This window comes from Desulfosudis oleivorans Hxd3 (assembly GCF_000018405.1).
Lineage (GTDB): Bacteria > Desulfobacterota > Desulfobacteria > Desulfobacterales > Desulfosudaceae > Desulfosudis > Desulfosudis oleivorans.
In genome coordinates this window covers 1,427,413-1,453,447 of the sequence record NC_009943.1, presented here as the reverse complement: position 1 = coordinate 1,453,447, position 26,035 = coordinate 1,427,413, and the positions used below count along the sequence as shown (strand labels likewise).

At 56.0% G+C, this 26,035-nt stretch carries 25 protein-coding genes; 19 read left to right on the top strand and 6 right to left on the bottom strand.

The annotated features are described in order from the left end of the window. Window positions 1-76 precede the first annotated feature (76 nt). The 12 genes from DOLE_RS17145 to DOLE_RS06185 all read left to right on the top strand — a co-directional run bounded on the left by DOLE_RS17145 (window position 77) and on the right by DOLE_RS06185 (window position 13,019). Entirely contained in the window at window positions 77-697 is a 621-nt protein-coding gene (locus DOLE_RS17145; RefSeq protein WP_012174642.1) for a TetR/AcrR family transcriptional regulator, read from the top strand. A 155-nt stretch (window positions 698-852) separates the two neighbouring features. Next, window positions 853-2,169 carry a TolC family protein gene (locus tag DOLE_RS06235; protein ID WP_012174641.1) on the top strand — a complete coding sequence of 439 codons (1,317 nt, stop codon included), beginning with the start codon at window positions 853-855 and terminating at the stop codon, window positions 2,167-2,169. Continuing rightward, the gene (locus tag DOLE_RS06230; protein ID WP_012174640.1) at window positions 2,166-3,305 is read left to right on the top strand and encodes an efflux RND transporter periplasmic adaptor subunit; all 1,140 of its coding nucleotides are present in this window, start codon (window positions 2,166-2,168) and stop codon (window positions 3,303-3,305) included. The genes DOLE_RS06235 and DOLE_RS06230 overlap by 4 nt, the downstream gene beginning before the upstream one ends. Continuing rightward, a complete protein-coding gene (locus tag DOLE_RS17140; RefSeq protein ID WP_012174639.1) occupies window positions 3,302-6,580 on the top strand; it encodes an efflux RND transporter permease subunit in 3,279 nt (1,092 codons plus the stop codon). The genes DOLE_RS06230 and DOLE_RS17140 overlap by 4 nt, the downstream gene beginning before the upstream one ends. 458 nt (window positions 6,581-7,038) lie before the next feature. After that, a complete protein-coding gene (locus DOLE_RS06220) occupies window positions 7,039-7,503 on the top strand; it encodes a hypothetical protein (protein WP_012174638.1) in 465 nt (154 codons plus the stop codon). Between the two features lie 153 nt (window positions 7,504-7,656). After that, on the top strand, window positions 7,657-7,962 hold the full coding sequence (locus tag DOLE_RS06215; RefSeq protein ID WP_041280398.1) for a transposase: 306 nt from the start codon (window positions 7,657-7,659) through the stop codon (window positions 7,960-7,962). Window positions 7,963-7,973: 11 nt separating this feature from the next. Then, window positions 7,974-8,843 (top strand): IS3 family transposase, encoded by an 870-nt coding sequence (locus DOLE_RS06210; protein ID WP_041280397.1) that lies wholly within the window; start codon window positions 7,974-7,976, stop codon window positions 8,841-8,843. A 19-nt stretch (window positions 8,844-8,862) separates the two neighbouring features. Further along, complete coding sequence (locus DOLE_RS18170) at window positions 8,863-9,537, top strand: hypothetical protein (protein ID WP_153304370.1); 675 nt, start codon at window positions 8,863-8,865, stop codon at window positions 9,535-9,537. Window positions 9,538-9,616: 79 nt separating this feature from the next. Then, entirely contained in the window at window positions 9,617-10,075 is a 459-nt protein-coding gene (locus DOLE_RS06200; RefSeq protein WP_012174634.1) for a hypothetical protein, read from the top strand. Window positions 10,076-10,322: 247 nt separating this feature from the next. Then, window positions 10,323-10,907, top strand: coding sequence for a DUF2878 family protein (locus DOLE_RS06195; RefSeq protein ID WP_012174633.1), 585 nt, complete (start codon window positions 10,323-10,325; stop codon window positions 10,905-10,907). A gap of 154 nt (window positions 10,908-11,061) precedes the next feature. Next, window positions 11,062-12,336: a homoserine dehydrogenase gene (locus DOLE_RS06190; RefSeq protein ID WP_012174632.1), complete on the top strand. Its 1,275-nt coding sequence runs from the start codon at window positions 11,062-11,064 to the stop codon at window positions 12,334-12,336. Window positions 12,337-12,338: 2 nt separating this feature from the next. Beyond that, entirely contained in the window at window positions 12,339-13,019 is a 681-nt protein-coding gene (locus tag DOLE_RS06185) for a glycosyltransferase (RefSeq protein ID WP_041280886.1), read from the top strand. Between the two features lie 544 nt (window positions 13,020-13,563). Here the strand turns inward: DOLE_RS06185 and DOLE_RS18770 are convergent. The 6 genes from DOLE_RS18770 to DOLE_RS06155 form a co-directional block, all read right to left on the bottom strand. Next, on the bottom strand, window positions 13,564-14,052 hold the full coding sequence (locus tag DOLE_RS18770; protein ID WP_012174630.1) for a YaiI/YqxD family protein: 489 nt from the start codon (window positions 14,050-14,052) through the stop codon (window positions 13,564-13,566). A gap of 56 nt (window positions 14,053-14,108) precedes the next feature. Next, a complete protein-coding gene (locus tag DOLE_RS06175) occupies window positions 14,109-14,597 on the bottom strand; it encodes a cupin domain-containing protein (protein ID WP_012174629.1) in 489 nt (162 codons plus the stop codon). After that, window positions 14,594-16,300: an AMP-binding protein gene (locus DOLE_RS06170; protein WP_012174628.1), complete on the bottom strand. Its 1,707-nt coding sequence runs from the start codon at window positions 16,298-16,300 to the stop codon at window positions 14,594-14,596. Before DOLE_RS06170 ends, DOLE_RS06175 begins: the two co-directional genes overlap by 4 nt. A 141-nt stretch (window positions 16,301-16,441) precedes the next feature. Further along, complete coding sequence (locus DOLE_RS06165) at window positions 16,442-16,969, bottom strand: gamma carbonic anhydrase family protein (protein ID WP_012174627.1); 528 nt, start codon at window positions 16,967-16,969, stop codon at window positions 16,442-16,444. A gap of 65 nt (window positions 16,970-17,034) precedes the next feature. Then, complete coding sequence (locus DOLE_RS06160) at window positions 17,035-17,550, bottom strand: lipocalin family protein (protein ID WP_012174626.1); 516 nt, start codon at window positions 17,548-17,550, stop codon at window positions 17,035-17,037. Window positions 17,551-17,562: 12 nt separating this feature from the next. Beyond that, window positions 17,563-18,021, bottom strand: a complete 459-nt coding sequence (locus DOLE_RS06155) for a CBS domain-containing protein (protein WP_012174625.1) — start codon at window positions 18,019-18,021, stop codon at window positions 17,563-17,565. Between the two features lie 410 nt (window positions 18,022-18,431). Here DOLE_RS06155 and DOLE_RS06150 point away from each other — a divergent pair, with 410 nt between their 5' ends. From DOLE_RS06150 to DOLE_RS17135, 7 genes are all read left to right on the top strand, one after another. Continuing rightward, window positions 18,432-19,778 carry a phenylacetate--CoA ligase family protein gene (locus tag DOLE_RS06150; protein WP_012174624.1) on the top strand — a complete coding sequence of 449 codons (1,347 nt, stop codon included), beginning with the start codon at window positions 18,432-18,434 and terminating at the stop codon, window positions 19,776-19,778. 60 nt (window positions 19,779-19,838) lie between these two features. Further along, window positions 19,839-20,759 carry an NAD(P)-dependent oxidoreductase gene (locus tag DOLE_RS06145; RefSeq protein ID WP_012174623.1) on the top strand — a complete coding sequence of 307 codons (921 nt, stop codon included), beginning with the start codon at window positions 19,839-19,841 and terminating at the stop codon, window positions 20,757-20,759. 25 nt (window positions 20,760-20,784) lie between these two features. Then, the gene (locus tag DOLE_RS06140) at window positions 20,785-21,705 is read left to right on the top strand and encodes a radical SAM protein (RefSeq protein WP_012174622.1); all 921 of its coding nucleotides are present in this window, start codon (window positions 20,785-20,787) and stop codon (window positions 21,703-21,705) included. 153 nt (window positions 21,706-21,858) lie between these two features. Then, on the top strand, window positions 21,859-22,110 hold the full coding sequence (locus DOLE_RS18165; protein ID WP_153304369.1) for a hypothetical protein: 252 nt from the start codon (window positions 21,859-21,861) through the stop codon (window positions 22,108-22,110). 48 nt (window positions 22,111-22,158) lie between these two features. Beyond that, entirely contained in the window at window positions 22,159-23,370 is a 1,212-nt protein-coding gene (locus tag DOLE_RS06130; RefSeq protein ID WP_012174621.1) for a flagellar assembly protein T N-terminal domain-containing protein, read from the top strand. Between the two features lie 30 nt (window positions 23,371-23,400). Further along, window positions 23,401-24,750 carry a GNA1162 family protein gene (locus DOLE_RS06125; RefSeq protein ID WP_012174620.1) on the top strand — a complete coding sequence of 450 codons (1,350 nt, stop codon included), beginning with the start codon at window positions 23,401-23,403 and terminating at the stop codon, window positions 24,748-24,750. A 48-nt stretch (window positions 24,751-24,798) separates the two neighbouring features. Next, complete coding sequence (locus DOLE_RS17135) at window positions 24,799-25,746, top strand: CsgG/HfaB family protein (protein WP_012174619.1); 948 nt, start codon at window positions 24,799-24,801, stop codon at window positions 25,744-25,746. The last annotated feature ends 289 nt before the right edge of the window (window positions 25,747-26,035 follow it).

Here is a 26,035-nt window from a genome sequence, read left to right as displayed (position 1 = left end):
CGGCCGGTCGGTCGGAAGTTTGCTTTTTTTGTGTCCCGCGCAGGCGGCACACTGTCAACTTAAGAACAGGCATTAAATGACGAAACGCCCCAGTCGAAAAGAGCGAAAAAAGCTGATTGTCCAGGCGGCGGCCGAGGTGTTTGCCGAAAAGGGGTACAACAAGACCCTGGTGGCCGAGGTGGCCGTGGCCGCGGGCATCGGCAAGGGCACGGTGTATGAATATTTTAAGAGCAAAGACGACCTGTTTTTCGCGGTGTTTCAGTATGTGGTCCAGGAAAGCGGCGACACCGCTGAAGCGGCCCTGGAAAAAGCGGCCGGCAAAACCGCGGCCCTTCGGCTGACGGCCCTTAACAGCGCCATTGTCTCATGGATCGTGCAGCACCGGCACCTTTACACCCTGAGCATGGAGTTCTGGGCCGCCACGGTATCGGCCTCGCCGGAGATGCGGGTCCGGATGGAAAAAGAGTTCAAAAATATTTACGAAAGGTTCCGCCGGATCGTGGGCGGCATTATTCAGGAAGGCGTGGCCGGCGGCGTATTCAAAAAAAGCATCAACTCCAAGGCCATTGCCGCGGCCGTTGTGGGATCGTGGGACGGCCTGGGGGTGCAGGCCTGGTTTGACCCGGAGTTTAAAATTGAAAAGACATCCAGAACCTACATGGAGCTGCTGATCAACGGCATGCTGGCAGAAAACTGATCCTGATAGTGAACCACAGAGACACAGAGGAACAGAGAAAAAAGCTATTCTCTTTCTTTTTGGGCACCTCCTGAAAAAGAAAGATTCTCCGTGCCTCCGTGTCTCGAGTGAGCGCAGCGAACGGGTGGTTTAAAAGCAGAACACGAGCAAAATTTATGAAAACGCGTTTTATTACAACCGCCTTTGTCTGCATGGCCTGCATGGTCATGAGCGTCAATGCGGAAGAGATGCAGGCACCGCCGGCGGCATACGACCTGCCCGGTCTTTACCGGCTGGCCCTGGAGCGGGCCGAGGCCATCAAAATTTCCGAGGCCGATCTGGGTATTGCGCAAAATTACAAAAAGGCCGCCTTTTCCGCCCTGGTGCCCAAGGTCTCGGCCTTTAACAGCTACACGCACTATACGGAAACCAATACCGTTCAGCCCGACTGGTCCAACACCTGGGGCGGGCTGCTGACCTATACATTTACCCTGAACGGCCGGGAGCTGCTGGCCTTCGGCATTGCCGCGGACAATATCGAAGGCAGGGAGCACCAGCTGCGCGCGGCAAAGGAGAGCTACCTTCTGATGGTGGCCGCCACCTATTACGACGCGCTCAAGGCCACCGAGATGGAAAAGGCGGCCGAAGAGAACATGGATCGGCTGGAACAGCACAAGGCCGCGGTAGAGGCCCGGCTGCGGCTGGGCGTGGTGACCCGGCCCGATGTGTACCGGGTGGAAGCCGAGCTTTCCAGCGCCCAGGCTGACCTGACCGATGCGCGAAACGCCCGCTTCCTGGCCGAGTCGTCCCTTGGCCGGGCCGTTGGCCTTGAGGGGAACTTTGCCCTTGTTCCCCCCGACACCATGGGCATCACGCCCCTGGCCGCCGAACGCCTGGAGCAGCTTCAACACCAGGCCCTGCAACAGCGGGCCGACCTGAAGGCCGGCAGGGTGGCGGAAAAGATGGCCCAGTCCCAGATAAAGCTGGAAAAAAGCGCCTACTGGCCCACGGTGTCGCTGGAAGGCGGGTACACCAGCACCGAGGCCGACCCGGAGGTGTTCTCTCCGGAAGATGAGAGCATTTACGGCAGCGTGACCGTCAACGTGCCGATCTTTGACGGCGGGCTGCGAAAGGCCAACACCGGCACGGCCAAAGCCGAACTGGAAAAGGCCCGGCTGGGACGGGAGGCCCTTGAAAAAGACATTCGGGTGGAAGTGGAACAGGCATGGCGCGAACTCTTTTCAAAACTGGAACGGCGCAATGCCCTGGCCGACAAGCTGCGCTTTGCCCGGGAAAACTTTAACGCGGTCTCCAAACAGTTTGACAACGGCCTGGCCACCAGCATCGACAGGATTGACGCCAACACCCTTTATACCCAGGCGGCCAAGGAGCTGGCCGCCGCCGAATACGCGTGCGCCGTTGCCGCCCTGCGCCTGGAAAAGGTGACCGGCGTCTTTTTGGAAACCGTCATGGGAGTTCTGGACAACACATGAATACGCCATACACAGAAGGGCCGATCAAAAGGCCCCTTGCCAAACGGACCCTGCGGGCCATTCTCGGCTACGGAGTGCCCGCGCTGGTCATTGTTCTGCTGATTGTTATTTTCATGGCACGGAAAGCGGGGGTGGATACCCGGCGCCAGGCCGAACTGGGGCAGGACCAGGCCGCAGTGAACGTGGTGACTTACACGGTGGCCCCCCGCGACATTTCCGACCGCATCAACCTGCCCGGCACCCTGTCGGCCTGGGTCAACCTCAACGTGGTGTCCCAGGTGGCGGGCGAGGTGCTTGAAAAAAACGCCCGTGACGGGGCCGTGGTGAAAAAGAACGAAAAGCTGGCGGTCATTGATTCGCGCAAATATAAGAACGCCTATGACGCGGCCAACGCATCCCTGGAGTCGGCCCTTGCCACGCAGCAGCGCCTGACCGAGCTTTACAGGGAACAGCTGGCCAGCAAGTCGGACCTGGACGCGGCCAATGCCGCGGTGGAGAACTACCGGGCCGCCATGGAAACCGCCGCCCTGGACCTGGACCGGTGTGTTATCCGGGCGCCCATTGCCGGCATTATCAACCGGGTGTTTATTGAAAAGGGCCAGGTGCTGGCCCCCGGCCAGGAAGTGGCCGAAATTCTGCAGATCGACCCGGTAAAGGTCACCGTGGGCATTCCCGAGTCCGACGTGCCGTCAGTGCGCGGGCTTGAAGAATTTACCGTGACCATTGCGGCCCTGGGCGGCCAGACCTTTTCCGGGAAAAAACACTTTCTGTCCAAAACCGCCGACCCCATGGCCCGGCTCTATGACCTGGAAATCCTGGTGAAAAACCCGGATGCCCGCATTCTGCCGGACATGTTCGCCCGGGTGAACGTGGTCAAGAAAACCGTTGAAAACGCAGTGGTGATACCCCTTTACGCGGTGACATCCAACGCCGTTCATACCGTTATGGTGGAAAAAGAGGGGATGGTCCACCGCCGTGAAGTGACCCTGGGCATCACGGAGGGATTTAACGTGGAGATCTCCTCCGGCCTTGCCTTCGGCGAGCAGGTAGTGGTGATGGGCCAGAAGCAGGTGGCCGACGGCCAGCCCGTCAATGTCACGCGAACCGTTACCGATCCTGAGGCGGCAATGCAATGATTGTTTCCGATACCGCCATAAAAAACCGCGTCAGCGTGATGGTGCTGGCGATCATTATTTTTGTCACCGGCACCTGGTGCTACATGGCCCTGCCCCGGGAAAGCGCGCCGGACATAGAAATTCCCCACGTGTTTGTCTCCACCACCTACCGGGGGGTGGCTTCCCAGGACATTGAGACCTCCATCACCATTCCCATTGAAAACAAGCTCAAAAATCTCGATGACGTCAAACAGGTCATGTCGGTCAGCTCCGAGGGCATCTCCTACATCGACATCGAGTTTATTCCCGGCACCGACATCGACGATGTCCTGCAGAAGGTAAAAAACAAGGTGGATGAGGCCATGCCGGACCTTCCCACCGACATGGAGAATGACCCGGCGGTATACGAGGTCAACTTCTCGGACATGCCCATCGTGATCTACTCGCTTTCCGGTCCTTACGGCATGCGCACGTTGAAAAAAATCGCCGACGACCTGGAAGATGAGATAGAGGGCATCACCGGCGTGCTGGAGGCCGATGTCACCGGCACGCGAGAGCGGGAGATCCGCATTGAGGTGGATCCGGACAAACTGGCCTATTACCACATTCCCATCACCGCCTTTCAGACCGTGGTGCCCGGTGAAAACCAGAACACCACCGGCGGTACCGTGACCCTGGGCGACGGCCGGTTCCAGATCCGGGTGCCCGGAGAGTTTGAAACGCCTGAAGAGGTGTACGGCCTGGTGGTGGCGAGCCATCAGGGCCGGCCCGTCTATTTAAAGGACGTGGCCGTGGTGGTGGATGATTTCAAGGACGAAACCAGCCGGTCCCGGCTGGACGGTCACACTGCGGTCAACATTTCGGTCAAAAAACGGGCCGGTGAAAACATCATCATCATCGCCGAGGCCGTGGACGCGGTGATCGCCAGGCACCGCGCCCAGTGGCCCTCGAACATCACCGTGACCAAGCTCATGGACCAGGCAGAAGAGATTCACAGCATGGTCAAGGACCTGGAAAACAACATTCTGTCCGGCCTGCTGCTGGTGGTGGGGGTGCTGCTCTTTTCCCTGGGGCTGAGAAACGCCCTGCTGGTGGGCCTGGCCATTCCCTTTTCCATGCTGCTCTCCTTTATCGTGCTTTATGTCCTGGGCGTGACATTGAACATGGTGGTGCTTTTTTCCCTGACCCTGGCCCTGGGCATGCTGGTGGACAACGCCATCGTGATCGTGGAAAACTGCTACCGCTACATGGAACAGGGGGTGCCCCGGCTTCAGGCGGCCATAGCCGGCACATCGGAGGTGGCCTACCCGGTCATCGGCTCCACCCTCACCACGGTGGCCGCCTTTTTCCCCATGATGTTCTGGCCCGGCATCATGGGAGAGTTCATGAAATACCTGCCCATCACCCTGGTGGTGACCCTCTCCTCCAGCCTGTTTGTGGCCCTGGTGATCAACCCGGCCCTGACCACCTACTTCATGAAGCTGAAGACCGGCGCCCTGCCTTCCGGGCAGAAAAAAACCGCCGAAGAGATCGCAAAAGAGGGAGAACGCCCGGTGGCCATCGAGGGCCGCATTCTGACCCTGTATGACCGGATGATGCACGAGGTGCTGGAGAACCCCGGCAAGGTGCTGTTCGGCTCCTTTGCCATGATGGTTTTCTGCATTCTGCTGTGGCTGATTATGGTGGGGGTGGAGCGGCCAGTGGAACTCTTTCCGTCCATTCAACCCAACAGCATTTATGTCAATGTGGACCCTCCCGAAGGGGCTGACATCGACTATATCGACAAGATCGTGCGCCGGGTGGAGATTGCCGTGTCCGGCGTGCCGGCCGACCACCCCGAGGCAAACGACCATATTCCCCTGGACCTGTACGAGGCCGCTTACGAGCCCACCTCCCACAAAACCAGGACCGGCAGCGTGTTTAACGGCCCCAGCGACCTTTCAAACATCGAACACGTGTATGCCACCAGCGCGCTCAAGGCCAGCACCAGCATCTTTTCCCAGACCAGCGCCAGCCACCTGGGGGTCCAGTTCATAGACCTGGAGGAGCGGCAACACCCCACCTTTGTGGAGATCGAAGAGATCCGGAAACGCGTTCGCGAGATTCCCGGCGCCCGCATTTCCATCAAGGAAGAAGACCAGGGCCCGCCCACGGGGGCGCCGATCAACATTGAAATATCCGGCACCGACTACCAGCTCCTGGGGCAGATGGCCCAGAAGATTGGGGAGGTTATTTCCCAGCTTCCCCACATTCAGGACGTGCGGGACGACTATGTGGCCTCCATTCCCGCCATTGAGATCACCGTGGACCGGCAAAAGGCCTCGGAATTCGGCCTTACCACCGGCGCCATCGGCTATGCCCTGAAAACCGCCTACAACGGGGTCAATGTCTCCACCTACCGGGAGGCGGGTGAAGATTATGACATCAGCGTGCGGCTGTCAGAGGCCGACCGCCGGACCACCGACGTGCTGCAGAAACTGCTGATCCCGGCGCCCAACGGGGAGCTGGTGCCCCTGACCACCCTGGCCCAGATCCGCCACACCGGCACCATCGGCGACATCACCCGCATCGACTACAAACGGGTGATCACGGTCAAGGCCAACGTGGATGAAACCAAGGTGCCGGGCAGCGTGCTGCGCATGCAGGCGGAAAAGCTGCTGGCGGAATTTACCCTGCCCCCGGGATACCAGATCACCTTTACCGGTGAAAGCGAAGAGCAGGACGAGGCGGGCGCCTTTCTGTCAAAGGCCTTTGTCATTGCCGTGTTTCTGATTTTTCTGATCCTGGTGACCCTGTTCAACTCGGTGATGCAACCCTTTATTATCATGACCTCGGTGCTGCTCTCCCTGGGCGGCGCCTTTCTGGGGCTGACCCTGATCAACGCGCCCTTTTCCATCATCATGACCGGGGTGGGCATCATCTCCCTGGCCGGCGTGGTGGTCAACAACGCCATTGTGCTGATCGACTACACCAACAAGCTGCGGGCCGGGGGCATGGCCCTGCGGGACGCTGTGATCGCCGGCGGTGCCACCCGGCTCCGGCCGGTCATCCTCACCGCGGTCACCACCATCCTGGGGCTGCTGCCCATGGTTACCGGGGTCTCTATCAACTTCACGGATCTCTCCATCTCCCTGGTCAGCGAGTCCTCCCAGTACTGGCGCTCCATGGCCATTGTGGTGATCTTCGGCCTGATGCTGGCCACCTTCCTCACCCTGGTGGTGGTGCCCACCCTCTACACCCTGGCCGACCGGCTGTCGAGAAAGATGGGCCGCCTTACCCAGGCGGAGGAACAGTAAGAGGATTTCCTTTCCTCATCGAGGAATAAAGTTCTTCCCGTCATTGCAAGGAGCGCCAGCCCTTTTTGTCATTGCGAGGAGCGAAGCGACGAAGCAATCTCCTCCGCCAGCACTTTCCGTCATTGCGAGGAGCGAAAGCGACGAAGCAATCTCCTTCGCATCTGCTTTATTGCAGATTCAAAGCAATCAATCACAATAGGTTTTTTCCGTATGGATCGAATAATGGTGCAGCCGCATGACCTCCCCCGCCTGGTCCATGATACGGGGTTGGTTTTCTCTTGACATACTATGTTCCTTAACCTATAAACCTTTCAATTCAAGACATTAATTCTCCAGGGGAAAACTGTCAGGGCAAGTTGCCTGTATAATAAATTATAGGGGAAAATTGCCCGTATAATAGCCCTAGAAGGGTGTTGTCAGGGCAAAACGACCTGAGAATCAATGGTTAGAAGTTTAATATGAAAATGGAATTTAAACTAAGCCAAAAACAGATTGAGATAAAAAGAAGAGAAAGCTTTCTTGCTGCCGTATTCGTTTTATTGATTTTAATAATTGGGACGGTTGGGATAATAGGCCCAAAACCATCTATCACAAGAGTTTTTACAGCGGCGGCTTTCGTATTATTATTTGGCGTCTTTATTAAATATATTCACAAAGATTTTGCCAGGACGAAACAAAGAATGCTCTCGCACCGATTACTTATCCACAATAACTTTCTGATTCTTCAACAAGGCGAAATTGAAAATGAGTTTGATTTACAGGACATTGATTCTATAAGGTTTCAACGTAAAAAGGGGGCTATAAATTCCATCCTTATAAATATCAGAAAAAATTTTGGGTTTAAAATAAAGGGGTATGAAGGAATGGATGAAATTACTCGTCTACTTAAAGAATCCGTACCTTTATCCAAACTTGAACCATAATGGCGGCAGCTTCTAACAACCACATCAACTCGGACTGGCAATTTTGCTGTGCTCCATTGCCAGCCGGTGATGTGGAACGTTGGGTGCCGGAGTTACCCACGGAAAGTGGACACCTTATTAAATTAGGTTTATATACCTAAAAGGAGGTGTCAAATGGCTGGGAAGAAAAGAATATATTCGGAGTCTTATCGGAGAGAGGCGGTCCGGTTGGCTGATTTACCAGACCGGACCTCGGCTGACGTGGCCAGGGAACTGGGGATTCATGTCGGCCAGGTCTACAACTGGCGATCTCAGTTTAATAAGCTGGCTAAGCATCAATTTACGGTCGCAGACGGGACAAATTATTCCGTATCAGAAAAAGAAGAGATCCGGAGGCTTAAAAAGGAAGTTGAACGTCTCAGGAAGGAGCGTGACTTCTTAAAAAAAGCGACGGCGTACTTTGCAAATCACGACGAGTAAAGTACGCCTTTATCGCGTCGTGCCGTGGTGAGTTCACAGTAACAATGATGTGCCGGCTCCTGAACGTCTCCCGATCCGGTTTTTATACCTGGGAGAAACGGCCAGAGAGCCCGCGCCAACAAAAACGCGGGCGGGTGAGCGAAGCCATAGAGGCGGTGTTTTACGGCTTTAAAAAACGCTATGGCGCTCCACGGATAGCGATGGAGCTTAATGCCCAGGGCGTTAATTGCTGCGTGAACCATGTCGCTAAAATAATGCGGGAGAAAGGCCTTCGGGCCCGTAACGGCAAAACTTTTAGATACCGGGCACCGATTGAGTCCAAAACCAATGTAAGCGACAACCTGTTAGCCCGCCGATTTGAAGCGAATCAACCCAATCGCAAGTGGGTATCTGACATTACCTATATTAAAGTCAGCAGAAATTGGCTTTATCTTGCCGTTGTGCTGGACTTGTTCTCCCGCAAGGTGATTGGCTGGGCCCTGGATAGCCACATGCGTGAAGGACTGCCCCTGGAAGCTTTGAATATGGCTGTCTCCTGCCGGGAGATTGAAAAGGGCGTACTGCTGCACTCAGACCGTGGGGTCCAGTATCGCGGACATGAATACCAGGAGGCATTGAAAGCCAATGGTATTCATTGTAGTATGAGCCGGACGGGGAACTGCTGGGACAATGCGGTAATGGAATCCTTCTTCAGTCGATTGAAAGTCGAGTTAATTTACGCCGAAAATTACAGGACGGTTGAAGAAGTTCATGCCGGCGTGTTTGAGTACATCGAGGTGTTCTACAATAAACAAAGACGGCATTCTGCTATTGGATACACGAGTCCGCATGAATATGAAAAACGATACGACCAATTAACCGTGTCCACTTTTTGTGGGTAAGACCAAGTTGAACATAATAATGAACCCAGTCGAAATCTGCCAGAATTGTAAACAAAAATTCAATAGCAGGACTTACAAAAAGACCAGCCTTGAAGATGGATCTGTGGTTAACCTATGTGCTAATTGTGGCCAAAAAAATTTAATCATCGAAAAGGCGAAGTGCGACTGGCCCTTTTTTATTGAAGGGCCATGGGATATGGGACCTACTTGCAATAATTCTCCAAATTTTGTGTTTCCGCACAAAACATTGTCCGGTGTTAAATATAGGTGCCTTTGCCGTACACATCTTCTTTATGTAAAACACAGTATTCCCATGACCGCAATAATTTCGGAAGAAACAAAAAAAATAATCGATCAGGAGCTTCTTGAGGGCAGACCTGCCTATTACAGCTTTGTATATGCCTGGATGTTTTTTGTAGCGATATGCGGGCCTTTAATGCTGCTTTATGCTCTGTTGGGCTATAAATTTTCATTTGCAAAGCAAACCTTTTTTTCCTTTGCCTGGATGTCTTTAGGAATGAGCTGGTTGATTTTGATAAAAACGAAAATAATTAATACCCGATTATCTTTTAAAACGAAAAAACGAATATTATGGATTTGGATTATTTTACTTGTAATTATACGCGGTTTAGAATTTATTTACCTAAAGATTTATAGTTTCTTGGCTACTCATTCTCAAAATATGTATTTATAACCCTTTTCTCCACTTGACCGGTGTTCCGCTGCCGCTACACACCGGCAGGTGAGAAATAAGTTATGCTTCAGGAGCAAAAATGGAAAACCTATTTAAACACTTTTGGATATTATGTGGTGTGTGGTGCGGTTTTGGGAATGCCATATATTTTAGGATTAGACTTCAAAAAAGCATTTCGGAAGGGAAAATAACAAAACCCGAAGTTAACAAATTTACACTTGGGCTATTGTTGGCACTATTCGTCCCATGTATTATTCTTTGGGCTCTACAGATGATATCGGGTCCTCAAGCGACACATGATTTTGAAACATGGCGGCCGGTTCAACGCAATATTGGATTTGTAGTTATGGTGATTTGCTGGATATCTCTATTTTTATGGGTGTGGTTTTTTAAAGGGGCTGCATCACTTTCAAAATATTATGATTTGGCTGGATATAATCCAAAATTCATAAATCATCCCTTCGTTTTTAAAGGGTTAACTTTACTGTTGCTGGTCGGCGCATTATTTTTCACAAAGGATGTGATGCTTTTGAAATGAAATCAGCGGCATAACCAAGGCTTGCACGTGATCGCGGCAGAAAGCGCCGCTCCCCGTGAAGCCTGTCGTTCTCCTGCCCACCTGACTTGCTCCACTTCCCGCATGCAGGGAATAAAAACGGCGCAATGACACAATCAAGTTCAAGATTGCTTCGCTGCGCTCGCAATGACTTATGTAGTGTTGCGCTGGCAATGACGTATGTAGTGTTGTACGCACAATACCCCATGCAGGTTGAAAAGGAAAAACCATGCAAAAGACAAAAAGCCCTTATATTAACATGCTGCCCCTGGCCTTGCTGGCCGCCTCACTGGCCACCTTCTGCGACGCCATCCATGTTCACACGCACACCCTGGCCTACCCGGATCCATGGCTGTTCGGGCAGGCGTTCTGGGTGCTGCCCGGATTTTTTGTCACCTTCATGACCATGTCCGTGGGATATTTCTGGATGGCGCCGGCCCTGCCCAAAGCGCTGCCCACAGGCAAATCTACATCAGCCGGCGCCATCGGGCCATGCGTGGAGGCCCTGATCTCCTTTGGCATGGTCTACCTGCTCAGCGGGTTCGGCAACCGGGAACCGGTGCTGCTGTCGGCCATCTTTTACGGGGTCTTTGCCCTTCGGCTGACCTTTACCTACGAAAAAGGATTCCTGCTGGTTCTGGCCCTGATCCTGGCCGTGGCCGGCATGTTTGCAGAAGGCCTTATCTCAGCCATGGGACAGGTGAACTACCGCGAACCTGAAATCTTTCATGTTCCCTTCTGGCTGGGCGCCCTTTACATGCACGGCGCCTTTGCCCTGCGCGAAGGCATGCGCTGCTTTGTTTACGGCAGGTAATTCAGAAAAGCAAAACAGGCACGGGCAACCTTCGGTTGGCCCGTGGCACCCGCCAGAGAAAGACGGCCGCCAGCCCGCGGTTTCCTGCTAAATCAACTTGATAAGCAAAGCGCTCCGCGATATAGATAATTGCCGTAAAAAACAGGGAACGCGCATGCAAAAGCAAAACGGCTCAGACCCCGCAAAAATCAGGATCGGCATTATCGGCATCGGCTCCATGGGCAAGGGGCTGGTATACCAGGCCCACATCACCCCGGGGGTGCGGTGCGTGGCCGTGTGCGATACCGATGTCAAACGGTGCACGGCCGTGCTCACATGGCTGCATATACCCCATTCGATTGCCACCAGCCGGGCCGTCATGGAGGATGTGACCCGCCGGGGAGAAGTGGCGGTTTGCGAAGATGGTTTATGGGTTGCCGAATGCGCGGACGTCGACGTTGTCATTGAGGCGTCCAGCGCCATTCTTCCAGCGGCAGAATTCGCCCTGGCCACCCTGAACAGCGGCAAGCACCTGGTTCTGATGAACTCTGAGATCGATCTGTTGTTCGGCCCGCTGCTGGCGGACATCGCCCGTAAAAACGGCGTGGTCTGCACCAGCTGCGACGGCGACCAGTACGGCGTGCTCAAGCACCAGATCGACGACCTGGCGTTATGGGGGCTGGACCTGGTCATGGCCGGCAACATCAAGGGATTCCTGGACCGCTCGGCCAACCCCACCTCCATCGTTCCCGAAGCGGACATCCGCAACCTTGACTACCGCATGTGCACCTCCTACACGGACGGCACAAAACTCAATATCGAGATGGCCATCATTGCCAACGCCTGCGGCCTGATCACCACAACGCCGGGCATGCACGGGCCCCGGGCCGCCCATGTCCAGGACGTGTTCAATTGCTTTGATTTTGACGCCCTGTGGAAGGACCGCCGCCCCTTTGTGGATTACATCCTGGGGGCCGAGCCCGGCGGCGGGGTGTTTGTGATCGGCCATTGCGACAATCCCTATCAGCGGGAGATGCTGGCCTACTACAAGATGGGGCCCGGCCCGTTCTACCTGTTTTACCGGCCCTACCACCTGTGCCATATCGAGGCCATGGGAACCGTCCTTCAGGCAGCACGGCGGCAAACGCCCTTCCTTGTTCCGGATTACGGGTTCCAGACCCAGGTGTATGCCTATGCCAAACGCGACCTGAAAGCCGGTGAAGTGCTGGACGGCATCGGTGGCTACTGCTGCTACGGCCTGATTGAAAATTTTAAGGAAAACCACGCCTCACCCGGCCTGCCCATCGGCCTGGCCGATAACGTGGCCCTGAGACGCGATGTGCCGGAACAGGGGCGAATTTCCCTGGATGACGTGAGTTACGATCCCGCACGCCTGGATTTTGCGCTTTTTGACCGGGCCTTCGGGCTTCCTGCCAATGCGGCGGTATGACCATGGCCCACCCGGAACCAAAAGGTTTTTCCATTATCTGCGTTTTCAACAGCCAGGCCAAGCTGGACAAATACCTTGTTGAAAGCCTGAAACATCAGAAGACCGCCTGCGAACTGATTGCCATTGACAACCGGCCCCAGCGCTTCAAGTGTGCCGCAACAGTACTGAATGCCGCGGCCGCGCGCGCGAAATACGACCTGTTGATGTTCGTGCACCAGGATGTGGCCCTGGGCTCAGACACATGGCTGGCCGATGCCCGCAACGACATTGATCTTCTGGAAAACTTCGGCGCGGCCGGAGTGGCGGGCAACGGACCACTGGGCGTGGTGGCAAGCATCCTGCACGGCACGCCACCGAGACGTCTTGGCCGTGTTCGGCTTACAAAGCCGGTACCCGTGCAGACAGTGGACGGCTGCCTGCTGATCGTGCCGAAAAAACTTTTTCTGGAAACCGGTTTTGACGCGCGCACCTGCCCCGGCTGGTACCTGTACGTGGCGAACTTCTGCCTTGATATGGCACGACTGGGGCGTAAGGTATACGTGCTGCCCCGGGAGATTTACCATGAATCCACCGGTCCCGGAAACCCTCGTGTTCTTGATGAAGCCCGGCGGAATATCATCAACAAACACCGGGATCAAGTTGATATAATCTATACAACGGTTGGTGAATGGAAGACCGGCTAACCCGGATCATTATTGTCCAAAAATGGTTTTAATCATGGCGGGACAGTCTTCCGGTTGTTTATCGAAATCGCTATCGGTATCGGTATCGAAATCGAATTGTCTTTACGGCGGTGCTCTCAAAGATTATTTTTCTTATCCTGCTTATCCGTGTACTTTTCTTGGCGGCAAGATAAGTACCAAAAGAATCACGCCGCAGGCGTGACAGCTTGGCCTCTGGCTCGCCACGCCACAGGCGTGGCTTCCCTCGCGCAAACGCTTTTTTCGGCGCGGGCAGGAACTCGCCCGCTTCGCGGTGCTCAAACAGCCTGCCCGCTTTTCCCCGAAAAAAGCATTTGCGCTCGGCTGCGCTGCAATGGGCGGGGCCTGCCATTAATGCCCCGACGGGGTGTATAAAAAAATTTGTTTCTCCAGAGGCAGCCTGGTTTTCAGTTTTATTTCCGTAATTTCTAAATTCAGATGTTTATAAAGCTTAAAAGTCATTTTGGGAGCTATTTTGGACGCCACTGAACCCGGATATTTCATGAAATATCCGGGTTGGGGCAAGTCAAGACAAGCCATTGTCGCGACGAATGGACTGAATGACGTCATCGAGCTTCTGGAGAAACCGCGACCTGTCACGCTTGTTCAACGGCGGCGGGCCTCCGGTGACCTCTCCGGCCCCCCGGAGTTCCGAGAGAAGATCCCGGGTAGCGACAGCCTGGCCGATATTGCTTTCCGTAAATGGTTTCCCCGTAGGCCCGATAACACGTGCGCCTTTTTTGATGCAGCGGCTCGCAAGAAGAATATCGGCGGTTACAACAATATCGAAAGGTTCTACGTTCTCGACAATCCAATTATCCGCCGCATCAAAGGCATTCCCAACAACTTTGAGCGTTATTCCGGCCTCAGCCGGGACCCGCATAAAAGCGTTCGCTACCAACGTGACGTAAAGATCACACCGGCGCGCCACGCGATACACCTCCTGTTTCACAGGGCAGGCATCTGCATCAACAAAAATATGTAACACCGGCAGCCTTTCGATTCGCCCGGACATTTCATGAAATATCCGGGTTATCAGAAAACATGGGGGATGGGGTGTCGTTCCCCCGCCTATAGCAACATGGATAACTCGGGAAACCGTGCACTAATCTGTTGTGCCGCTTTTGGGTCTTGTTTTAACATTTGAAAATCGGAAAACTCAAACCCCGGGGCCACCGTGCATCCCACAAGGGTGTAGTCTCCGGTGGTCCGGGCCGCCTGCCAGGATCCGGCCGGCACCACCGCCACCGGCCGGGTGGTCTCCCCGACCTCGCCCACCCGGCAGCGGTTACACGTTTCGCCACCCGGCTCAACCCAGAAAAGCTCCAGGGCCGCGCCTTCATAGTAGTGCCATATCTCATCCGACGCCACCCGGTGCCAGCGGCTGCAACCATCAGCGGTCAAAAGAAAATAGATCCCGGTCAGGGCGCTGCGATCATCAGTTTTACCCGGTACCCGAACAATTCCGGGGGAACGGAAAATCTCGGCAAAATACCCGCCCTCGGGATGGGGTCTTAAGTCCAGCAGCCGAATCAGCTCCAATGCGCGTGAATGGGTCATTTACCGTCCTTCTTGCGCAACACCTTTTTGTCCACCTTGCCCACCGGGGTCAGGGGCAGTTCATCCAGAACATGGACCCGCTTGGGTATTTCGTAGGGAGAAAGCTTTTCTTTTGCAAAAGCGAGAATCTCTTTTTCCAGGGCCGCCCTGTCCCCGGCCAGGGGATGGCCCGCCACCGGCTTGACGTAGGCCTCCACCAGCTCTGAACCGGGCCGCTCCGGATTGGCCCGGCCGATGGTGGCGATCATGTCAATGGCCGGATGCTCGGAGAGAATGTCCTCCACCCGCCGGGAAAAGACCTTGAACCCGCCCACGATGATCATGTCCTTGGTGCGGTCCACGATCCGCAAAAACCCCTCTTCGTCCTGAATGGCCACGTCACCGGTATGAAAATATCCCTCAACGTCAAACGCTTTGGCGGTCTCTTCGGGCTGATTGAAGTAGCCCACCATGACCTGGGGGCCTTTGACGCAGATCTCTCCGGGCTGCCCCACCGCCACCTTTTCACCGGTCTCCGTGTTTTTCAGGCAGAGGTCCGTGTTGGGCAGGGGCAGGCCGATGTGGCCCAGTTTCTTTTTGCCCTGCATGGGATTCATGGTGGTCAGAGGCGCGGTCTCGGTCATGCCGTACACCTCCAGCAGCTTGCCCTCTCCCACAATGCTCTCCAGCTGCCGCTGAGACTCTTCCGGAAACGGAGACGCGGCGGAGATGCACCCCTCCAGGCCCGAATGGTCAAGGGTTTTAAAGGCCGGATTGGCGATGAGCATCTGAAACAGGGAGGGCACGTTGACCAGGACCGTGGGACGGTATTTTTTGATTTCTTTGCAAATGTGGTCCGTGTCCCTGGGGTTGGGAATCAGCACCTGGGTCCAGCCCAGATAGATGCAGTTCTTGTTGAAAAACAGGCCGGCGATATGGAAAAAGGGAAAGCCGGACAGGGCCAGGCCCCGGCCCTTTTCCCAGTGAAGCCAGTGCTGAACGATAAGCAGGTCGGCCACCACGTTCCGGTGGCTCAACTGGGCCCCCTTGGGCAGGCCGGTGGTGCCGCCGGTGTACTGAATATAGGCGATGTCATCCGGTGTCACGGCAACGCCGGGATCGTCTCCGCTGTAGGCAGAACCTTTGATCACCTTCTCTATTTGCACCACACTCTTATCGGCAAGCGGGGTCACCCTGCCCTGGGGAATCTTTCCCAGGCGCTTGCCCAGAAACCGCTTGACCGGGGAAAGGAATCCGCCCACGCTGGCAACAACCACGAGCTTGAGATCCGGAAGCTGATCAGCGATCTTGACAAGCGTAGCGGCGAAAACCGCGTCCAGGGTCACCAGTGCCCGGGCTTTAGCATCGGTGAGCTGGTGTTTCATCTCCGGGGCCGACAGCAGGGGCGACACCCCGGAAACCACGCATCCGGCCCGCAGCGTGCCCAGCCAGGCAATGCCGTATTCCGGAATGTTGGGCAGGTTGATGCCCACCACGTCGCCCTTTTTGAACCCATTGTCCAGCAGCATGCGGGCAAACCGGTTGGCATAGCAATCCAGGTCGGCAAAACTCACATGGGTGCCCATGAAGGCATAGGCGGTCTTGTCGCCGAACTTTGAAAACGTGGGGCGGACCGCGTCCACATAGCTGGTTTCCCACTGGTCGGGCGAAAGGTCGCCCACGCCCGGATCATAGGATTTTGTCCAGAAACGCTCGTTTTCCATGGTTCTCCCCTTTCTGTTCTTAACCCAACGTTATAATGCCCCAAACAACCGGCCGGGTAAAAAAGTCATTGCGAGGAGCAACCCGCCGTGCCCCAGGCAACGGCGGAAGCGACGCGGCAATCTCTTGCTTTACTGCGGTTTTCAGGAGACCCCTGTTATCTCTCCGGCGCGGTATCGTTCGACCAGCTCCTTGTAGATATCAATGGCCGTCTGGTTGAAGGTCAGTTCTTCTTCGGTCAATTGCCGGACCAGCCGGGCCGGAGATCCGACAATCATGGAACCGGGCGGAAAGGATTTGTGATAGGGGATAAAAGCGCCGGCCCCCACCACGCTGTGCGCCCCGATTTCCACGTGGGACATGATGGTGGCATTCATGCCGATCATCACGTCTTCCCCGATGCGGCAGCCGCGGATCACCGCGCCGTGGCCCACGGTCACCCGGTCGCCGATGATCACCGGCGCGCCCAGGTCGCTGTGAATAGTCACATTGTCCTGAATGTTGGTGTCGGCCCCGATCTCGATGCGGCCCTCATCGGCCCGCACCACCGCGTTAAACCATACGCTGGCCCCGGGCCCGACCACCACGTCGCCATAGATCCGGGCACCGGGCGCGATAAACACCGACTCATGAATCCGGGGGCGGAGGATGCCGGTGTCCTGTTTATGCATACGCAACTCCGGTGAAAAGGGACCGCCCGCCGCAAACGGCCGGCAACACAACACAGGGTGTTATCTTACGGGTGCCTGACAAATATGAGCCCTTCCGTCTCAAACCCCAGGGCCGCGGCCCTTGCCACCAGACGGTCTTTCAGGGCCGGTGCAATCTCCGGCGTTCTGGCCAGAATCCACAGATAGGATTTGTCCGGCCCGCACACAAGGGCATACTGATAGTTCTCGTGGTCAAGCTCGAATACCACGTAAGACCCGTAAAAGGGGCCGAAAAAAGAGACCTTCAGATAGCCATGATCCGGGCCCTCCACAAAATAAGCCCTGCCTTCGGCTTCTTTCCATTTTTTGTTTTTTTCCAAATACCCCCGGTTGAGGACCCTGACGCCGCCGTCCTCCCGCAGGCTGTAATCGGCCGTCACCCGGCTGAGGCCCCGCTCAAATCCATGGTCCAGCCGGGCGATTTCGTACCACCGGCCCAGATATCGTTCCAGGTTGAAATCGGTGACAGGTCTCACCCCTTCCGGAATGCCCACGCACCCGGTCAGAAACAGCATCACGCCTGTGAAGATGATTTTCACCATTGGCCGGAGATCCTATCCTTTCCCTCCCACCAGGGTCTTGAGCACGTCCTCCTTGCCCAGAACCCCAACGACTTTACTGTTTTCCACCACCGGAATGGTGTGAAAATGTTTTTCCGCCATCAGTGAGGCCACATCCTCTACCGTGGCATCCGGTGTCACAGACACCGGGTCCGTGCTCATGGCGTCAGCCACGGTGGTGGCCGCGATTTTTTGCATCTCCTTTTCAAGGGACTTGGTGGAGGAAAATGAAAAAACGCCGTCCAAAAAAGTAAAAATGGACGGCAGGGGGATTTTTTTCTGCTGAACAATAAGATCACTCTGGCAGAGCATGCCCACCAGTTCCCCATCCGCGTTTACCACCGGCGCCCCGTTGATATGGTTTTCCAGCAGCAGGCGGGTGGCCTGAGCGATGTCGGTTTCCGGCGATACGGTAATCACTTCTTTTGTCATGATATCTCTGGCGCGGATCATCTTTCCTCCCAGTTTTACAGGTTATGGTTGGTGACCGGAGCGGCGGCTGCCGGACGACATGTGGCAGGTAAACAGTGCCCCGGGATGGCGGGCATTCGATTCTGATCAGTTTACATTGCTGCCGCGGTTTGTCAAGCGGCGGGCGACCCCTCTCCCTGTTTAATTGCTTGACGGGGTTTGCCGTGCAACGGTATATATTCGAAGTCTTAACAGGTGTCCATCCATTTATCATGGATGACACCACGTGGTGTTTCCAATCCAGAAATGAGATTTTTTTCGCAAGATCAAGGAAAACAAGGGCTGACGCGGAGGCGTACTGTTGTACGCCGCACAAGGAAGCCCGCGGTTTGACGCAGAGATTGCGGGAAAAGGCCATTTATGGATGGAAACTGACAGAATCAGGGGAAAGCATGAGAGCAGTACCCATATCCGTAGTTCCTGGAATCGAATGGCCGGCCCTGCTGTCGCCTCAGGGCGCGGCCCGGCTTTCCCTCATGTACCAACTGGATCAGAGTCAGTGGTGGCCGCCGGAGATCATTAAGCAGCAACAGTTTATCCAGATACACCAGCTGCTGACACATGCTTTTCATACCACCCGGTTTTACCGTCACCGCCTTCAGGACGCCGGCTTTAATCCCAAAACTCGGGTTACGCCGGAAGTTTTCTCCGTCATTCCCCTGCTGCAGCGGGAGGATATTCAACTTCACCTGGCCGACATGAACAGCACCGCCGTACCCAAAGACCACGGCCGGGTCGGCTATACCGAATCCTCGGGCTCCACCGGCAAGCCGGTGCGTATTCATTCCACCAGCCTTTCCCAGTTTTTCTGGCACGCCATGACCCTGCGGGACCATCTGTGGCACGACCGGGATTTTACCCGGAACCATGCTGAAATCCGTGTGGGTGTGGGTGACCGGACAGGAAAAAACTGGGGATATGCGGTAAAAGTAGCGTTTGAAAGCGGTCCCAGCCTCATGCTGGACATCAAGGAACCCATGGACCGTCAAATCCAGTGGATACAGGAACACCGGCCCGCCTACCTGCTGACCTATCCCTCCAACCTGCGGGAGATGGCCGGCCGGTGCCTGGAACAGGGTATTGATTTTCCAGGGCTGATCGAAATGCGCGCCTTTGGCGAAACCGTGACCGAAGAGACCCGCGAAATCTGTCGCCAGGCCTGGGGCGTGGGGGTCAAGGACATGTACAGCGCCATGGAGATCGGCTACATGGCGCTTCAATGCCCGGGCCATGAGCACTATCATGTCATGTCCGAGGGCGTTTTTCTGGAGGTCCTGGATGACCAGGGCCTCCCCTGCCGGCCCGGAGAGATCGGCCGGGTGGTGGTTACCGACCTTCACAATTTTGCCACCCCGCTGATCCGTTACGAAATTCTGGATTATGCCGAGGTGGGTGAACCCTGCCCCTGCGGCCGGGGCCTGCCGGTGTTGAAACGGATTCTGGGCCGGCAGCGCAACATGCTGCGCCTGCCGGACGGCACGTGCCAGTGGCCCGCGTTTTCCCCGCGAAAATGGCCCCATGCCGACAGAATCCAACAGGTGCAGATCGTTCAGAAGGCACTTGACCATCTGGTAGTTCGCCTGGTGGTCCACTTCCCTCTGGCTCCGGAGGACGAACAGGCAATCACCCGGATCATCCATGACCGCTCCGGCCATCCGCTTCGGGTGGGGTTTGAATATGTGGATACCATTGAAAAACCGAAGAACTTCAAGTTTGATATATTTGTGTCGGAACTGTAACGTAAGGATTCAAGGGGTCGAGTGAAGAGGGGCGGAAAAGAAACCAAAGAGGGAATTCCCATGAAAGCAAAAAAACGCGACCATACTCGGCCTCCGGCCCTGCTGGTAATGGGCGACCTTGCCCTGGCCCGCGCGCACAGGGAACGGCTCCGGCCCCTTGTGCAAAGCGTCTCCTGCCACCGGGGCAAAGATATTCAGCGGATTGAAAAACGGCTGAAAAATTTTGATTTTCTTTTTGCCTGCAATGTGCCGCTGACACCCTGTATCGAATCGCTTGCCGCCATGAAACTGGTAGTCCTGGCCGAGACCGGCATCGTCCACATCGACGAACAGCGGGCCGCGACCGCGGGGGTCAACTACACCAACATTCCCGGCTACTCCACCGAGGCGGTGGTACAGTACGTGCTGCGCTGCGTATTCGAATCACGGCGACCCTGGGACAAGATATTTTCGCCGACCACGTTTACGGTCAAGGAAGAAAAAATCGGCAGGGGGCTTGAAGGGGCAAAAATCGGCCTGGTGGGCTACGGCCTGATCGGCAAACGGCTGGCCGAAGTCCTGGCCACCCTGGGATGTGAGGTGTATATTAATACCCGCCGTCCCTTTCGCAGCATTCACGTGAAATGGCTGCCGTTAAAGCATCTCTTTTCCCGGTCCGATATCGTGGTGATCTGCTGCGCCAGGGACGAGGCATCCAGAGGGCTGATCGACGCGGGGGTGCTGGACCGTCTTTGCCGCAATGCGACCCTGATATCGATCTCCCACCGGGAGGTGTTTGACAACGAAGGGCTTTACCGTACACTTGCAAAACGGACAGACCTAAGCGCCTGGCTTGACTTTGACTGGCAGGAGAGTGACAGCCGGTTTACGGCCCTGCCCCATGTCCGGGTTTCGCCCCACCTGGCCTTTTACACGGAACAAACCCTTGAAAAACGGATCAACAGCTGCATCGACCAGCTGGAAGCCTTTCTGAGGAAATAATCACCCTTTGCTTTGAGACAGACACATGACCGACGCCAGCATCAGACCACGATTTTCCGCCCTGGAAATAAAGGCCAACTACACCTGCAACTCCAACTGTGTCTACTGCTGTGCCGGCAACCGGGGCAAACAGCGGGCCATGACGTTTGATGAAATTGCTGAAAACATTCAATTTTTTATCGACACATACGGCGTTCAGGAAGTGTGCCTGTCCGGCGGAGAACCCACGGTTCACCGGGATTTTCTCTCAACCCTGGACTTTGTCCGATCCAAAGGATTAAGGACCTACCTTCACACCAACGGCATCCGTTTTCATGACAGGACCTTTGCAAAACAGTGCGCGGCCCTTGTCAACCGGACCCTGGTGGGGTTCAGCTTTCACACCCCCGGGCTTTGCGCCGAACTGACCGGGTCGGCCAAAACCTTTGGGCAACGTATCGACGGCATTGCCAACCTTCTGGCCGAATCGGTACCCCTGCGGACCAACACCGTCATTATAAAACAGAACTACCGGCACCTGCCCGCCATCGTGGACCTGATCTCTTCTCTCGGCGTTCGCCGCACCCTGCTGACCTTTCCTTTCTTTTTCGAATGCAGCGATACCCAGGTGGCATGCTTTGTGCCGGAAAGCATGGAGGTGGTCAGGCCCTTTCTGAACACGGCGGTGGAAACCCTTCAGAAAAACGGCATAGAGGTCAGTCTTCAGGGCCTGCCCCCCTGCCAGCTGGGGGACCTGAAAAATTTCCGGGAAAAAGACCCGGACCGGGCCTTTGTGGACAGCGGGCACCAACTTGAAAACCACTCCATGCTCTTTTCCACCACCCTGGGCTATGCCAAGGACGACCGGTGTACAGAATGTGAATACAACACCAGCGAATGCTGGGGATTTCCCAAACCCGGCGTACTGGGTGACCTGGGCCGGCAACTCGACCCGGCCGGTAAATAAACAAGCGCCCCCTTTTCCCGTGCATTTGATCTGTTGCCGGACAGGTGTGCCCTTCCCCGGCAGACGCCTGTTGGGCCAACATTTAATTGACACCTTCGGCCCATCTCTGGTATGAAAATTGAATAATTCAACGGGCGGTGTCAGGTAAACGCAATGGCTCTTTTGAGGGACGAAGCTTCAAACACAGAGACAAAAACAGACCCGCTGATGCGCGGTAAACAGACTTTGGGACAGCCGATGGAGGAAGACGGTGGCGTTTATCAAACATCCCGGGCTGCCCGGCAGGGTTTACATACCGGACGCGGACCTGATAACCGCCCCGAAGCACAAATGCCCGGACTGTTTTCGCTGCCAGATGTGCCCGGAAAGCAGGTGCCGGGTCTGCAAAAACCGGAAATCCGCTGATTCGACCATCACGGACATCATAAAGGACAATCAACCAGGAGGTGGAAGGTGAAACGCACGGTTCAGACAATATCTATCGGTGTGCTGCTGCTGGCCTTGACATTGCTGGCGTCGGCCGGCGCTTGGGCCCAGGAAGAGATTCATACCGTTACCGCCGAAGGGGTGGCCGTGATCACCGACGGCAACATGGCCTCGGCCAGGGACGGCGCCGTCAACGACGCGCTGCGCCGGGCCGTGGAGCAGGCCGTTGGCACCATGGTCTCCGCGGAAACCGTGGCGGAAAACTACACGGTGTTAAGCGACCGGGTCTATTCCAAAACCGCCGGGTATGTGAAAAATTACGAGGTGCTGTCGGAGATGCCGGAGACCCAGCTTTACCGGGTAACGGTCAAGGCCGAAGTCTCAAAGGCGGATATTCAGAATGATCTGTCGGCCCTGGGCCTGCTGATGGCCAGAAAGAACATGCCCCGCGTCATGATCATGGTGGCCGAGCAGAACATCGGCCAGACCACTTATGCCTACTGGTGGGACCGCAGCATGACCACCCAGACCGACATGACCATCACGGAAAACACCCTGATGGAAAAACTCTCGGGAAAGGGGTTCAACGTGGTGGACCATACCGTAGCGGACAGAACCGTTGAACTTTCCAGTGCCTATAAAATCGCGGACCTGACCAATGACGCCATGCAAAAGGTTGGGCAGCTCTATGGCGCCGAGGTGGTGATCTACGGAAAGGCCTATGCCAAGCTGCGGGGCTCGGTACTGGGCACGGCCATGCAGTCGGCCATGGCCAATATCTCCCTGCGGGTCGTCAACACCGATAACGGCGCGGTGCTGGCCACCACCACGGCCAATGCCGCGGCGGCCCATCCCGATGAGATGACCGCCGGCGCCAATGCCCTGAAAAACGTTACCGAACAGGCGGCAGATCAAATCATCACCCAGATTGTGGAACGCTGGAGCAACGAGGTGAGCGGCGCCGGCCTGATCCAGGTCACGGTGACCGGGAATGTGACCTACAGCCGTCTGGTGGGCCTGAAAGACACCATTCAGGCCCAGGTCCGGGGCGTACGGGCCATTCACCAGCGCAGCTTCGAAGGACAAAAAGCCCTGCTTGATGTGGAATTTTCAGGTTCGGCCCAGGAGTTTGCCGACGGTGTCTCCCGGGCCGACTTTAATGGATTCGCTGTGACCGTAAGCGGCGCCACCCAGAACAGCGTCACCCTGAAAGTGACCGACAGCGCCACTACATTCTAGCGGGTTAACAGGTTTTCAGGAGGAGCTGCCATGAGACGTTTGTTTTTACTTGCCGGGCTGTTGGGACTCGCCCTGTTTGCCGGGTGCCTGCCGGCCCTGATCCCGCCCAACCCCGCCAACCCGATACAGACCGTGGCCGTTCTGCCCCTGGTCAACAACACCACTGATGTGGGGGCACCCCAGATGGTCCGTGAAAAACTGGCGGCAGCCATTGCCTCCCGCCACTACGCCGTCATGCCGATTGCCGATACAGACCGGATCCTGCGGGACCGCCTGGGCGTCACCCTGGGCGGCCAGCTGGACACGGCCCCCCTGGATGCGCTGCGCCGGGAACTCCAGGTAGACGGCCTGGTCTACGGCACACTGATGGATTTTTCCGAAAAAACCACCGGGCTTTACAATGAAAAAAAGGTGCGGGCCAGGTTTCACATGGTGGAGACAGCCACCGGCCGAACGGTTTGGGAAAACGGCCTGGGCGTGAAAACCGAGGAGAAGATGTCCGGCACCGCCGGCCTGATCGCCGATATCGCCTCTGACGTATCCGACAGCAAGGACCAGGAGGTGCCCTGGATTACCCTGGCCAGCAACACCACCGAAGAGGAGGACGCGCGCAAGGTATTTGCTCTCAACATGGCCATCAAGCTGCTTTCCAAGGCCACCGGCACCCACCTGGCCTATGAAACCGGGGAGATGCTGAAGCGTGTCCTGGAAACCCTTCCCGCGGGTCCGGGGGGCACAGCTGCCTTTTCCGCCCTTGTTTCCGATCTGACACTTCCGCCCATCGTTCTGCCGCCCTGCCCGGCTGTCGGCCACATGGACCTGGGAAAGAAAAATTTTACCGCCGTGATGATGACCACATGGGAAGGCAGGACGGACAATGAATCCTTTTCATGGGAAATACCCATTGCCAAGGCCGGCCGGAAAATCCGCATGGACGTGGACTATGCCAAGGCGTTTCCGGATATGCCGCCAGGGGCTGTACAACCCATGATCATGATTCACCGGGAAGACAAAAAGGCCACTTATGCCCTCTACCCGGACAAAAAAGAGTATATTGAATGTTCCGAAACCGGGGACAGGACCTTTCAGAAACCGAAAATGACAATTGAAAAGGTCGGCACCGAAAAAATTGACGACCACCCCACGGAAAAGTTTAAAATGCGTGTCACCCTGACAGACGGCAGCATCCATGAAGGTTTTATATGGAACGCCACCGACCTGGGCAACATGACCATCAAGACCCGCATGGAACAGAAAGAAGGTATCCACACCACCCTGCTGAAAAACATCCGGCTCAAGACGCCGCCTTCCTCCCTGTTTGATGTGCCGCCGGACTACACTCGTACGGAACACGCCATTGTACCGGCGGCGGGACGGTAAACTGGAAAATAAATCGCATAAAAACCCCAAAAAGGTGAAGGAGAAAAAATGAGACGCACATCTTCAATCGTTGCGATGGCCCTGCTGGCCCTCTGTCTGGCAGTCAGCGGATGCGCCCCGAAAATTTCCGGCGCGGTCAAGGACGACTCCTCCCGCACGGGCATCAAGGACGAGCTGGCGCCCACAGGCGGCTACACCGGGCCCAAGCTGCGGGTGGGTGTGGTTAATTTCCAGAACAAGACCCCTTCCCGGGTCCTGGGCATCGGCGAGGCGGCGGCTGACATTCTGGGCACCATTCTGCAGAAAACCGATCGGTTTATTATCATTCCTCAGCAGGACATGTCTTCGATCCTGAATCAGCAGTCCATGGGCGCTTCAGGGGTGATTGACCCCACCACCGCGGCCAAAATGGGCAAGGTGCTGGGCCTCAACGCCATTGTCACCGGCGCCATCACCGCTTATTCCGAGGCGGAAGAGGGACAGGACCTGCTGATCTATCAGAAGAAAAAACAGATCGCCCGGGTCACGGTGGACTATCGTATCGTGGACACCACCACCGGCATTCAGATCATGGCTGATTCTGGCCAGGGCGAATATGCCAAGTCAACCGGCGGCGCGCTGGGACTGGGCTCCAGGTCCACTTATGACGCGGACCTGCGGGACGGGGCACTGCGGGACGCCCTGACCAAGGCCATGGTCAACATGCTCAAACAGTTGGAAGAGACCGACTGGAACGGCCGCATCGCCGAGGTCAAGGGACAGACCGTCTACGTCAATGCCGGGAAGAAGACCGGACTCAAGGTGGGCGACATCCTGGTGGTCCAGGAACTGGGCGACATGATCTATGATCCCCAGACACGGGTCGCCATCGGTTACGCGCCGGGCCGGATCAAGGGTGAACTGATGGTCACCGCCTTTTTCGGCAACGACGGCTCCGTGGCCATGGTCCGCTCCGGCACGGGCTTCAGAGTCAATGACCTGGTGAAAATGAAATAGTTTCCATTGGCGACGAAGATTGCTTCGTCGCATTCGCTCCTCGCAATGACGAAGGTGAGCGGCGCGACGGTGTGCCGTCTTGAAATTACGCCAACGGTAAAAAGGCACAAAGCACAAACGCACCGGCTTTTCACGGCCGGTGCGTTTCTGTTTACAGGAAATATCGAAAGGGTTATGAGACAACCCGGGAATACGCCACGGGCAAGCTGACGCTTCGGCCGTGGCACCCGTCAAAGACCGGTCGTTTGATACCGTCCTGCCGAATGCCCTTACGGGCACACTACAGACC